The sequence below is a fragment of the Dactylosporangium sp. NBC_01737 genome (assembly GCF_035963215.1).
GTDB lineage: Bacteria > Actinomycetota > Actinomycetes > Mycobacteriales > Micromonosporaceae > Dactylosporangium.
This window is the reverse complement of sequence record NZ_CP109153.1, coordinates 4,141,428-4,153,566: the sequence shown is the minus strand read 5'-3', so window position 1 is coordinate 4,153,566 and position 12,139 is coordinate 4,141,428. Positions and strand designations below refer to the sequence as shown.

The window sequence follows — 12,139 nt, the reverse complement described above, 5'->3', positions numbered from 1 at the left end:
AGGGTCACGTCCGTCGAGGGCTGTGGTGGATCTTTTGGGGTCGGGCCTGCCTTCGCGTCTCGCGCGCAGGGCAGGCGAATCGGACGACAGACCTGGCACGACCTCGAACCTGGACCCGGGTTCTTCCGATCGCCACGCGCATGCGTGTGTTCCGGCCGCGCGCAGCGCAGGGCGTGCGACCGAAGGGAGCATTGGGGGTGTGGGGTGAGAATCCCCCACTGCTCTTTCGGCCGTCAGGCCGCAGCGGAGGAAAGATGGGCGAGCATGGCCTGGTTGGCCTCCCAGCCGTCGGGGAAGCGGACCGGGACGTTGAGGTGGACCGGTTCGGCGGACGGGTGGGTGTCGAGGAGCTCGGCGATGCCGGCGCGGGCCACCACGATGCACGCGTGGCGGTGGCGGGAGGCGAGCACGCACAGGCGGCCGGCCTCCAGGTGGAAGGCGCTGGCGTCGCGGCGGCCGGACAGCGGGTGCAGGATGACCGTCACGTCGTACTCGCGGCCCTGCAGGCGGTTCGCGGTGTCGACGGTGACGTCGGTGGCGACCGTGCCGGCCAGGGCCTGGCGGATCGCGGCGACCTGGTCGCGGTGCGCGGCGCCGACCGCGACCCGGTCGACGGTGACGGGGCGCCGCCGGGGGCGTGCTCGGAGTAGGCGACGGGCCCGCGCTGCAGCAGGCGGGTCACCAGGTCGGCGATCGCGGCGACGGCCTCCCGGTCGGTGCGCACCGTGTGCCGGGGCGGCAGCTCGTGCAGCGCCCAGCCGGTCCGCCGGGCGGTCTCCAGGGTCGCGTCGAGGCCCGTGTCAGGACGGCCGGCGCCGCCGAGTGCCCGGGCGGAGAACTCGAGGCGCCGGTCCGCCGGCTTCGTGCCCGCCTCGAACGGGGTGAACGGGTAGAACGCCGCCGACACCACCGACGCCGCCGACGGCGGGAGCCGCCACGACACCGGCAGCCGGTGCACGGGCAGGTCCGGGTTGTGCCGCAGCAGCACGGCGACGGCGCTCTGCATCGGGTCCCAGGACAGGCCCGCCCAGCGTTCGACCGCCACGACGGAGAACGGGTCGAGCTGGCCGGGGTCGCCGACGAACAGCGCGCGGGAGAACCGGCCGGCGACGCGCAGCAGCATGTCGGAGCGCATCTGGTACGCCTCGTCGACGATCGCGCGCTCCCAGCTGCCGTCGGTGACGGTCGCCCACTTCGCGGCGGTGCCGATGGTGACGGCGCTGGCGTTCATGTCGCCGACCGCGCCGCTGACGGTGACGGTGCCGTGCTTGACGACGCGTTGCGCCGGTACGTAGGTCGACGCCGACAGCCGGCCGATGGCGAGCGTGGGTGCGGCGGTGGCGAGCCGGTCGATGAGGTCGTCGACCTGCTCGTTGGTCTGCGCGACCACCATGAGCCGCTCACCGGCCTCCGCGAGGGTCCGCGCGGCCCGCACCACCAGGGTCGACTTGCCGGCGCCGGGCGGTGAGTCGACGACCACGCCCCGCCCCGCGGCGGAGCCGAAGTCGCGCAGGATGTCGTCGATCACGTTGCTCACGACCAGTCCTCCACGGCGTCGTTCTCGCTGGGTCCGTACTCGACGACCGGCGGCGGGCCGCCGTGCGTCCACGGGGTGTCGTCGCGGCTCGGGAAGCGGCCCGGTGGCTGGTAGGCGTCGGTGACCGGGCCGTACGTGACGCGCTCCCCCACCTCCGGCACCGAGCCCGGCGCCGGCTGCTTCGTGGAGCGGCCCATGCCCTTGGACAGCTCCAGGACCACGTCCACACTGGACACCGACACGACGGTCGCCTGCTGCGCGAGGCGGGCCGGGGACACCAGGTGCGCACCCGGTTCCAGGCGCACCGGGTCGTCGGTCTGCACCGTGATGTGGGGGCGCAGCGCGGCCTTCTTGCCCGACGTGTCGACCCGGTTCGGTGACGCGGCCACGACGGTACCGGTGAACGCCTCCCCCGACAGCCGGAACTCGGCCATCACCAAGGGGTCGTCGAGGGCGCGCTGCGCGTCGTAGCGGGCCTGCTCACGCTCCAGCCGGTCGAGGCGGCCCGCGGCGGCGACCGCACTGTCCCGGCGGGGCTGCGGCAGCGCGGTCCCCTCGGCCAGGGCCATGTGGTACATGGTGAACACGTCGCGGTCCATCGCCCATCGGGTCTGCACGGACGAGCCGGCGGGCCGGCCGCGCAGGAGCCGGACCGCCTGCCAGGTCAGGTCCCAGGTCGGCCGCATCTGGTCGGCGACGGCGGCGGTCAGCGCCGCGAGGGCCCGTTCCCGGGCGAAGTCGTCGGTGTCGGAGCGGGCCACGGCGGCCAGCGCCGGGGCGAGGATCTCGTTGTCGAAGGTCGGGTCGGTGCTCGGCCCGGCCGGCGGGGAGCGCAGCGGGTCCTCGGCGAGCGCGGCGGCGGAGGCGCCGTCCAGACCGCCGGGCGGGTCGATCCAGCCGAGCAGCGCCGCGAGGTTCGCGTCCTCCAGGCCGCTCTGCCCGGTCGCCCAGTGGTTGCCGAGGACCTCGGTCATCGCCAGGAGCATCGAGGAGCCCGGGTGGTCGGCGCGTTCCCGCAGGAACGTCAGCCACTGCCCGAGGATCGGCACGGTGCGGTGCACCGGGTACGGGCCGAACGGCCGGCGGAACCGGGTGGAGCGGCCCAGCAGCCGCACGAACTCGACGCCGCCCCGGTTCGGCACGATGACCTGCGGCGCCTCGGCGTAGCGCAGCTTCGTGCCGCCGGTGCCGGTGTCGACGCTGCGGGCGCAACCGTCCACATAGGACAGCACGACCCGGGCGAGCTCGGCGACGAAGTCGAAGCGCTGCGTGCGGTCGCGCGGGTTGGCCACGACCAGCAGCCGCGGCTGCGCCGGGTCGGTGCCGACGATCGCGGCCAGGGGCGCGGCGGCCTCGCCGGCGAGGCTCAGCGGCACGAGCACGAGGGGCCGTTCGGCGATGTGCGTGTGCCGGACCGTGGTCAGCGGCTGCGCCCTGCCGGACTCCACCGCCTCCGCCCGTGCCAGGGCCGTCAAGATACTCACGTCGTGCTATCCGATGCCGTCGAGGCACTCGGTGCGCAGCTTGTGCGCGAAGCGCAGCAGCCCGGCGATCTCCTCCTGGCCGGCACCCGGCGTCAGAGTCCCCCGGGCCAGGCCCAGGACGGTGCCGATGCTCTCGACCCCGCCGAGGTCGTCCCGGACCGAACGACCCAGCGCGGACGTCGAGCCGGCCGCCTCGTCGCGGCAGAAGAACGCCATCTCGCACGTGCCGAGGCAGTCCGGGCTGTACCGGGCGTCGATCGTGCTGACCGCCTTGCGCAGCTCGTCGGCGGGGCGGGTGGCCTGCTGGTCGCTGTCGTAGGCGAGGTCGAAGGACAGCCCGGCCGGCAGCGCGTCGAGGATCGCCTCCAGGCGGGTGAGCCGGGACAGCTGCCGGCGCAGGACCGTCAGCTGCTTGCGCACGTCGACGAGGGTGGCGGTCGGCCGGTTGGCGAAGTTCTCCGGGCAGACGAGGACCACGTCGTGCGACACCGTCTCCGGCGGGTGGCCGAGCTCGGCGAGCAGCTCGCGCATCGCCATCACGTACACCGCGGACTGGGTCGCGGCGGCGGCGGTCTTGCCGGGGTCGGCCTGCCCGTCGATGACCGCGAACGACTTGATCTCCACGACGTGGAACCGCCCGCCGGCCCGGAACGCGATCAGGTCCGGCTCCAGGTACGCGTAGTACCCGGCGATCTCCAGCCGCAGCATCGGGTGGTCGAACAGCGTCCCGGCGTCGTCACGCTCCGACGCGGCGCGGGCGAGCAGCGCCTTCGTGCGGGCGTAGCGGACCTCGCGGCTGGCGTTGCCGCCGACGTTGGACAGGTCGTCGTAGGCGACCTCGGGGATCGCCAGGCCGAGCCGCTCCCGCAGCAGCTGCAGCAGCTCGGCGGCGCCGTCGGCCTTCACCTGCGCCTCGAACGCGTTGCCGCGGGCGATCGCGAACCGGGACTGGCCGAAGCCGGCGGGGAAGCCGAGCTGCCCGGCGACGGCGCCCTTGTTGACCCCGGCGGCGTCCATCAGCCCGCGGCGGCCGCACCCGGGGTTGCTGGTGAGGGCCGCGATGGTGCGCGCGTTGTGGTTGCGCGGCGCCACCGTGCCGCGGATGCGGTCCAACCGGTCGACCAGTGGGTCCATGAGCGGTCTTCTTTCGGGGAAGCTGTTCGCGGTGTGGTGCTCGTGTTCATGTCGTGCTCGCGGTACGACGCAGGCGTTGCAGACGGGCACCGAACAGTGCTTCGGATCCGTCGAGGCGTTCCTGCGCCCTGGCCGCCGCCGCGGTGCGGTCCGCGGTGTCGGCTTCGAGGTGCACGTCGAGCTCGGCCTGGGCGAGGCCGGCGACGGTTTCGGGGGTGATGCCGGCGCTGCCGGCGCCGGGGATGCTGGCCGCGAACCGCCACAGCAGCCGCTGGGCGTCGTGGGCGTCCTCGGGCAGCTGCGCCACCCGCTGGGCCACCCTGATCGCGCCGGTGAGGAAGTCGACGCGGGCGCTGAGCGGACCGACGACCCTGGTCTCCAGGGGCCAGGTGGACAGCGCCAGGAGCCCGCGCGCCGGCGACAGCAGGTCGGCGGTGAGCGCGGGGCACAGGTAGTACGGCCGGCCGAACGGCTGGACGCGGAACGAGCGTTCCTCGTCGCGGCGCAGGCTGGTCAGGCGCGCCGCGACCAGTTCACCCGGGAAGAAGGCGTCGTGGACGGCGATGATGAGCTTCGGCGCGGCCGGCACCGTGAGCAGGGTCAGCGCGTGATGGACCTGCTCACGGATGGACAGCATCGGCTTGTGCACCGGCTGCGGCGCCGGCCGGGCCTGGTCCTCCAGGTCGGCCAGGGCGTCGTCCCAGGCGTGCTCCGCCTGGCGCAGCTCGGCCCGCAGGGCACGGGCCTGCATCCGGTCACCGGTGGTGGCGGCTCGTCGCAGTTCGCCACGCAACCGGTCGATCCGCCGCTCGAGCATCTCGATGGTGATCGGTTCGGACACGAACGGCACGGTAGCGGGTTCCAGCAAGTTCCAGCAAAGACCAGTGTCGGCGTGTCGTCCTGCTTTTTACACCGGTACGGGCTGCACCCGGTCCTCGAGCCGGCCGGCCGGTGCCCGGGAGGGCAGCGGGATGAGCTTCGGCTTGCGCCTGGCGGCCAGGTCCTCGACCCAGCCCAGCGCGAGGACCACGAGGCTGACCAGGGCGAACACCAGCACGACCTGGAGCAGCCCGCCGTACGGGCCGAGCAGCGACACGCCCGCGGCGACCGCCGCGAGCCGCACGGCCGTGATGACCGCCTCGTGCCACAGGTAGATGGTCAGCGCCCGCCGGTTGACCGCCTCGACCGCCGGTTCGGCCGCGCCGAGGCTCAGCGCCGCCGGCGCCGCGTGCAGCATCACCAGCAGGAACGCGGTCGACCACAGCGCGTCGGCGATCGGCGCGTCGTTCATGTCGTACCCGCGCGGCCCGGGGTGGCTGTACAGGATGGCCAGGCCGATGCCGCCGATGACGAGGCACGCGGGCCAGAGCACCTTCTTCGAGATGCGCTGCAGGGTGCCGTCGTGGTGGGCGAAGCCCAGCATCCACATCGGCGCGTACATGAAGAAGTCGCGGATCATGCCGCCGGTGCCGTGGCCGGTCTCCCACAGCGCGACGAGGATCCCGAACGGCACGAGGACGGTCGGGATCGGCGCCCGCCGGAAGAGCCACAGCATGACCGGCGACAGGATGATGAACCACAGGTAGGAACGGACGTACCAGATCTGGCTGAACCAGACCCCGCCCTTCTCCGACGTCGGCGGGTCGTCCAGCGGCAGGAACCACAGGACGAGGCGCCAGGTGTGCTCGAGGCCGCCCATGAACGACATGAGCACGACGGCGAACGCTCCGAGCACCCAGAACGGCACGACGATGCGGCGCATGCGCCGGCCGATCGCCTTCAGCCCGATGCCGTCGGCACGGTCGAGGGAGGCGGCCATGAGGGAGCCGCCGAGCGCGAACATGAGGCCCATGGCCGGGAACGCAACGGTCAGCCACGCGAACCCCAGGGTGTGGTAGGTCACCACCCGGATGATCGCGACGGCTCGCAGGAGGTCTACGTACCGGTTCCGCATCCCCTACAGGTTGCCCTGACGTTCTTAGCGGCAACCTTCGTTCAGCTCAAAATTGGCTGTGTTTCTTCTCAAAAATCTTAGGGAGGACAAGCCGTAACCGGTCCGGCAATCGACACTGTTCACCCTTATCTCACCCGATTGCTACTTTATCGAGCGTCTCGCGCAGCGACTCGAACTCGAAGCCGCGCTCGTGCGGCACTCCGTTCACGAAGAACGCGGGTGTCCCTCGCACCCCGGCGGCACGGCCCGCGGCCAGGTCGTCGTCGACCCGCTGGTAGTGCGCGCGGGTCCCGCCGGTGCCCGGCAGGCCGAACTGCTCGGCGTAGCGGGACAGGTCCGTGTCCTCCAGGTAGTCCTGGTGGGACAGCAGCAGCGCGTGCATCCCCCAGAACGAGCCGGCGTCGGCGGCGGCCTCGGCGAGCAGCGCCGCCGGCATCGCCCTCGGGTGCTGGTCGACGAGCGGGAAGTGCCGGAACGCGAAGCGCAGCCGCCCGGCGAAGTGCAGCTGCAGGCGCTCCACCACGCCGAACGCCCTGCCCGAGTACGGGCACTGGTAGTCCCCGTACTCGAGCAGCGTCAGCGGTGCGTCGGCCGGTCCTTGCACGTGATCGGTGTCCATACCGGCCACCTGCCCGCCCCCTGGATTTTCATGCTGTTCCTGGCTCCGGCGGCTTCGCCAGCGGTTCCGTTGGGGGGGGGTTCCCACCCCACACCCCCCCCATGCTCGCTGAGCTCGCACTCAATCCAAGAGTTCGGTGACCGTACCGGCGGCAACCGTGCGGCCACCCTCGCGGACGGCGAAGCCCAGCCCGGTGGCCATGGCGACCGGCTTGCCCAGTTCGACCGTCAGGTCGACGGTGTCGCCGGGCATGACCATGCTCACCTCGCCGAGGTCGACCGCGCCGACCACGTCCGTGGTCCGGAAGAAGAACTGCGGCCGGTAGTTGGCGAAGAACGGCGTGTGCCGGCCCCCTTCCTTCGTGGTCAGCGCGTACACGTGTGCGGTGAACCGGCGGTGCGGCGAGACCGAGCCCGGCACGGCCACGACCTGGCCGCGCTGCACGTCGCCGCGGCGGATCCCGCGCAGCAGCAGCGCCGCGTTGTCACCCGCCTCGGCCTGCTCCAGCTGCCGGCCGAACGTCTCCAGGCCGGTCACCACGGTGGACCGGGTGGGGCCCAGCCCGACGACCTCGACCGGGGCGTTGAGCCGCAGCGTGCCCCGCTCGACCGCACCGGTGACGACGGTGCCACGGCCGGTGATCGTGAGCACGTTCTCGATCGGCATCAGGAACGGCTCGGCGAGGACCCGGTCGGGCACCGGGACGTACCGGTCGACCGCGTCGAGCAGGTCGGACACCGACCGCACGCCGGCCGGGTCGCCCTGCAGCGCCCGCAGCGCGGACACCCTGACGACCGGCACGTCGTCGCCGGGGAACCCGTAGCCGGTGAGCAGCTCGCGGATCTCCAGCTCGACGAGGTCGAGCAGCTCGGCGTCGCCGACCGCGTCGGCCTTGTTCATCGCCACGACCAGGTGGGGCACGCCGATGCGCCGCGCGAGCAGGACGTGCTCGCGCGTCTGCGGCATGACCCCGTCGACCGCGCTGACCACCAGGATCGCACCGTCGACCTGCGCCGCGCCGGTGATCATGTTCTTCACGTAGTCGGCGTGGCCGGGCATGTCGACGTGCGCGTAGTGGCGGGTCGCGGTCTCGTACTCGACGTGGGCGATGTTGATGGTGATGCCCCGGCTGATCTCCTCCGGCGCCCGGTCGATCCCCTCGAACGAGGTGAACCGGTTGACGGTCGGGTAGCGCTCGGCGAGCACCTTGGTGATCGCGGCGGTCAGGGTCGTCTTGCCGTGGTCGACGTGACCCATGGTGCCGATGTTGAGGTGAGGCTTGTTCCTCGTGAACGTCTGCTTGGCCATCTGACACTCCACAGTGGATGTGTGGTGGGTGTGCAGAACCGTGCGGCCACGTCGTCAGGGTGGCCGAACCACCCTCCTCCGTAGGTTCCGCAATGAAGGCTGCGGGAGGAGGGTCAGCTTCGCAGTGCCGAGGCGCGCGCGACCGCCGAGCCGGCCGATAGGCCTGACTCGAAGAGGGCGGTCGTCGTGATCACGCTCGAAAGATAGCTCGCCGTCGCTGCAACGGCAACACAGTTTCCAGCTCCCGGGCTTCGCCCGCGGTTGGGTGCGGGGGTCCCACCCCACACCCCCCATGCGCCGCTGCCGCGACGCACTCACGCCTATTGTTTCGGCAGGCGCAGGGCGATCGTGGGCGCGTCGGCCATGACGGAGTTGGGGGCGCCGCCCTTGGCGACCGTCGACGGCGGGCGGTCCGCGCGGCCGACGGTGACCTCCGGATACAGCTCGACCTCGTCCCACTCCCCCATCGCCTTGGGCTCGCCTCGGTGCAGGTCGACCTCGCGCGGCGGGACCGAGGAGCCGGTGCGGGCCAGGACCGCGGCGCCGTTGGTGCTGACGTCGGTGACCAGGATCATGCCGTCGCGCAGCTCGAGCCGGACGTGGTTGCGGCTGACCCGCCGGGTCGACTCGTCGCTGAGCCAGTTGCCGATGGTGATGCCGCCCGGCTCCTCCGGGGCCCGGCCGACGACGACCGGGCGGGCCGCGGTCAGCGGGAAGCGGGCACGCACGGTGCCGTCGATGCGCACCGCCATCGTCATCGCCGGCGGCCGGGGGCCGGCGTCGATCAGCCGGTCGCCGTGGCGCGGGCACAGCGGCGCGCCACTGGGCAGCGCGGGCGGTGGCTGACCGGCGCCGGCGGCGGGCTGCCGGCCGAACGTCGGGCAGTCCGCGGCCGGGCAGCGCCAGAACCGGGCGAGCACGGGGTGCGGCCGCGGCGAGGAGCCGGTCGACGGGGCCAGGGCCAGCTCCATCCCGCCGGCCGCGCCGGTGGTGAGGTAGACCGGGCCCGGGTGGCCGGGCAGCGGCGTGCGGCTGATCAGCGGCAGGCCGGTGAGCGCGGCCGCCTCACGCACCCTGGCACCGGTCCGCGCGCCGGGCGGCAGCATCTCGATCAGCCCGTCGTCGGACCAGCGGCGCAGCACCATCCGCTCGTTGGAGGTGAAGTCGGTGTCGGACATGGCACCGCGCTCGGCGACGGCGTACAGGGCGACGTTGCCGTCGCCGAGCTGCCGGCTCAGGGCGTCGATGAACATGCCGAGCCGCAGCAGGGAGGCGGGGCGGCCGCCGTCGAGGTCGACGCTGCGGGCAGCCTCCACCAGGTCGATGACCCCGCCCACCGCGAGGGGGTCGACACTCAGTCTCCGCTCGACCGCGTCGAGGGCACGGCTGGTTTCGAATCGCACCCGGTTATCATGCCGCAAAGCCGCCGTCGACCACCTCTGCGGCCGACGGCGGGCCTTGCGCCGCGCTCGTCGGCTGGGGAAGGGCACCGAGCGCGGGACACGTGACGGGCGGGGGGCCACCGGTCACGGCATACATCAGCTTCACTGCACGTAACGGTACGGGCACCACACCGTGTGCGGATACCGGTGAATACCTGAATGAACGAACTGTCAGGCGCCGCACACGGCGGCGATCTCCTTGAGCTCATGCGCGTCGATGCCCTCGCGCTGCCGCGCCCCCAGGGGATGCTCGTGCGCGCGCACCTCCACCAGGGGCCGCAGCCCCGGCCGGCGGGTGTGCACCCGCACCCGCAGGCGCAGCGTCTCGGGATAGCCGGGGATGCGGTTGGCGAGCTGCCCGAAGAACGGCGGCTCGGCGGCCCGGTCCGGGTCCTCCCACTGCTCGACGGCCCGCGCGAAGCCGGCCGGGCTGAGGCTGGCCCAGACGCTGTAGGTCAGCGCCTCCTGCGCGCCCCGGATCGGCACCTCGATCAGGCCACGGATGAAGAAGTGCTGCTCATCGAGGTCGGGCAGCTCCACGAAGCAGAGCTCCTCCTCCAGGAACGACGCACCGCCGACGCCCGGCACACCCCAGGTGTCGGGTGCGGAGAACGACCACATGCTCGGCACGTCGCCGAGCTCCACGCCGCAGCACGTGCAAGTGATGACGGTCACGCCGCAGATTCAACCACTCTGCGCTGCGAGCTCCCTGGCGCGGTCCCGCGCGGCCTCGAGCGCGGCCAGGAACGCGGCCCTGACCCCGTGGTTCTCCAGCTCGCGGATGGCGTTGATGGTCGTGCCGGCCGGCGACGTCACGGCCTCGCGGAGCTTCACCGGGTGCTCACCGGACTCCCGCAGCATCACCGCGGAGCCGATCGCGGTCTGCACGATGAGGTCGTGCGCCACCTGCCGGGGCAGGCCGAGCAGGATGCCGGCGTCGGTCATCGCCTCGACCAGGAAGTAGAAGTACGCGGGGCCGGAGCCGGACAGCGCGGTGACCGCGTCCTGCTGCGACTCGGGGACCCGGATGGTGCGGCCGAGGGGGCGGAACATCTCCTCGGTGAGGGCGAGGTGCTCGGCGGTGGCGTGCGGCCCGGCGGAGATCGCGGTCATCGCCTCGTCGACCAGGGCCGGGGTGTTGGTCATGACCCTGACCACGGGGGTGCCCTCGGGCAGGTGCCGGGCGAAGAACGCGGTCGGCAGGCCGGCGCACAGCGACACGACGAGCTTGCCGGCGGGCAGCTTCGGGCCGAGGTCGGCCAGCAGCGCCCCGGCGTCCTGCGGCTTCACCGCGACGGTGAGCACGTCGGCCTCCAGCAGCGCGGTCTCGCTGTCCACGACCCGGATGCCGTAGCGCTCCTGCAGCTCCTTCGCCCGCTCGGGGCGGCGGGCGGTGGCGAGGAGGCGGTCGGCGGGCCAGCCGGCCCGCAGCAGCCCCGACAGCAGCACCTCGCCGAGCTTGCCGGCGCCGAAGACGGCGATGGTCCGCACGAACGCACTCCCTAGGTTGGCGGCGCAGCACGGGTCCGGCCCTGCACCCAGGGCCGGACCCACGTCAGGGGCTCAGGAGCCGAAGAAGACCTCGGCCTCGGTGTACCGCTCGACCGGGACGGTCTTGAGCTCACGGGTCGCGTCGGCCAGCGGCACGCGGACGATGTCCGTGGACTGCAGCGCGACCATCTTGCCGAAGTCGCCCTCGTGCACGGCGTCGATCGCGCCGAGACCGAAGCGGGTCGCGAGGACCCGGTCGAACGCGGTCGGGGTGCCACCACGCTGGATGTGGCCGAGCACGACGGTGCGGGCCTCCTTGCCGGTCTTGGCCTCCAGCTGCTCGGCGAGCCACTGGCCGATGCCGCCGAGGCGGACGTGGCCGAACGCGTCGAGCTCCTGGTTGTGCGTCACCATCTGGCCGTCGAGCGGCTGCGCGCCCTCGGCGACGACGACGATCGGCGAGTACTGCGTCTGGAAACGCTTCTCGACGTAGCCGGCGACCTGCTCGACGTCGAACTGCCGCTCCGGCAGGAGGATGACGTTGGCGCCACCGGCGAGGCCGGCGTGCAGCGCGATCCAGCCGGCGTGGCGGCCCATGACCTCCACGACGAGGGTGCGGTGGTGCGACTCGGCGGTGGTGTGCAGCCGGTCGATCGCCTCCATGGCGATGTTGACCGCGGTGTCGAAGCCGAACGTGTAGTCGGTCGCGCCGAGATCGTTGTCGATCGTCTTCGGCACGCCGACGACGTTGACGCCCAGGTCGGTCAGCTTCGCCGCGACGCCGAGGGTGTCCTCGCCGCCGATCGCGACGAGCGCGTCGATGCCCAGCTCGGCCAGGTTCGACTTGATCCTCTCGACACCGCCGTCGATCTTGAACGGGTTGGTCCGGGAGGAGCCGAGGATGGTGCCGCCTCGCGGCAGGATGCCACGGACCTGCGCGATGCCCAGCTCGCGGGTGTTGCCCTCAAGGGGGCCGCGCCAACCGTCACGGAAGCCCACGAACTCGTGACCGTAGGTGGAGATTCCCTTGCGGACCACGGCACGGATGACCGCGTTGAGGCCGGGGCAGTCGCCGCCCCCGGTCAGTACGCCGATACGCATGCTAGATCTTGCCTTCCTGGTTGCGGTGCTGCTCGACCATGCTGACGGGCCCTGTTGAGGGGCACAGCC

Annotated in this window: 10 protein-coding genes and 1 pseudogene; all 11 read right to left on the bottom strand. The window is 72.4% G+C overall.

Features of this window, described 5'->3' with window-relative positions:
* Positions 1-233: 233 nt before the first annotated feature.
* A pseudogene (locus tag OHA72_RS18815) lies at positions 234-1,543 on the bottom strand (AAA domain-containing protein).
* Positions 1,534-3,021: a hypothetical protein gene (locus OHA72_RS18810; protein ID WP_327009110.1), complete on the bottom strand. Its 1,488-nt coding sequence runs from the start codon at positions 3,019-3,021 to the stop codon at positions 1,534-1,536. The pseudogene OHA72_RS18815 and the gene OHA72_RS18810 overlap by 10 nt, the downstream one beginning before the upstream one ends.
* Positions 3,022-3,027: 6 nt before the next feature.
* Positions 3,028-4,155 (bottom strand): hypothetical protein, encoded by a 1,128-nt coding sequence (locus OHA72_RS18805; protein ID WP_327009109.1) that lies wholly within the window; start codon positions 4,153-4,155, stop codon positions 3,028-3,030.
* A 46-nt stretch (positions 4,156-4,201) separates the two neighbouring features.
* Entirely contained in the window at positions 4,202-4,996 is a 795-nt protein-coding gene (locus tag OHA72_RS18800) for a hypothetical protein (RefSeq protein WP_327009108.1), read from the bottom strand.
* Positions 4,997-5,062: 66 nt separating this feature from the next.
* On the bottom strand, positions 5,063-6,109 hold the full coding sequence (locus OHA72_RS18795) for an acyltransferase family protein (protein ID WP_327009107.1): 1,047 nt from the start codon (positions 6,107-6,109) through the stop codon (positions 5,063-5,065).
* Positions 6,110-6,239: 130 nt separating this feature from the next.
* Positions 6,240-6,728, bottom strand: coding sequence for a DsbA family protein (locus OHA72_RS18790; RefSeq protein WP_327009106.1), 489 nt, complete (start codon positions 6,726-6,728; stop codon positions 6,240-6,242).
* A 120-nt stretch (positions 6,729-6,848) separates the two neighbouring features.
* Positions 6,849-8,036 carry an elongation factor Tu gene (gene tuf, locus OHA72_RS18785; protein WP_327009105.1) on the bottom strand — a complete coding sequence of 396 codons (1,188 nt, stop codon included), beginning with the start codon at positions 8,034-8,036 and terminating at the stop codon, positions 6,849-6,851.
* Positions 8,037-8,356: 320 nt separating this feature from the next.
* Entirely contained in the window at positions 8,357-9,439 is a 1,083-nt protein-coding gene (locus OHA72_RS18780) for an FHA domain-containing protein (RefSeq protein WP_327009104.1), read from the bottom strand.
* Between the two features lie 210 nt (positions 9,440-9,649).
* The gene (locus tag OHA72_RS18775; RefSeq protein ID WP_327009103.1) at positions 9,650-10,153 is read right to left on the bottom strand and encodes a DUF2199 domain-containing protein; all 504 of its coding nucleotides are present in this window, start codon (positions 10,151-10,153) and stop codon (positions 9,650-9,652) included.
* 9 nt (positions 10,154-10,162) lie between these two features.
* Positions 10,163-10,969 carry a pyrroline-5-carboxylate reductase gene (gene proC / locus OHA72_RS18770; protein WP_327009102.1) on the bottom strand — a complete coding sequence of 269 codons (807 nt, stop codon included), beginning with the start codon at positions 10,967-10,969 and terminating at the stop codon, positions 10,163-10,165.
* A 72-nt stretch (positions 10,970-11,041) separates the two neighbouring features.
* Positions 11,042-12,070 (bottom strand): 6-phosphofructokinase, encoded by a 1,029-nt coding sequence (locus OHA72_RS18765; RefSeq protein ID WP_327009101.1) that lies wholly within the window; start codon positions 12,068-12,070, stop codon positions 11,042-11,044.
* Between the last annotated feature and the right edge of the window lie 69 nt (positions 12,071-12,139).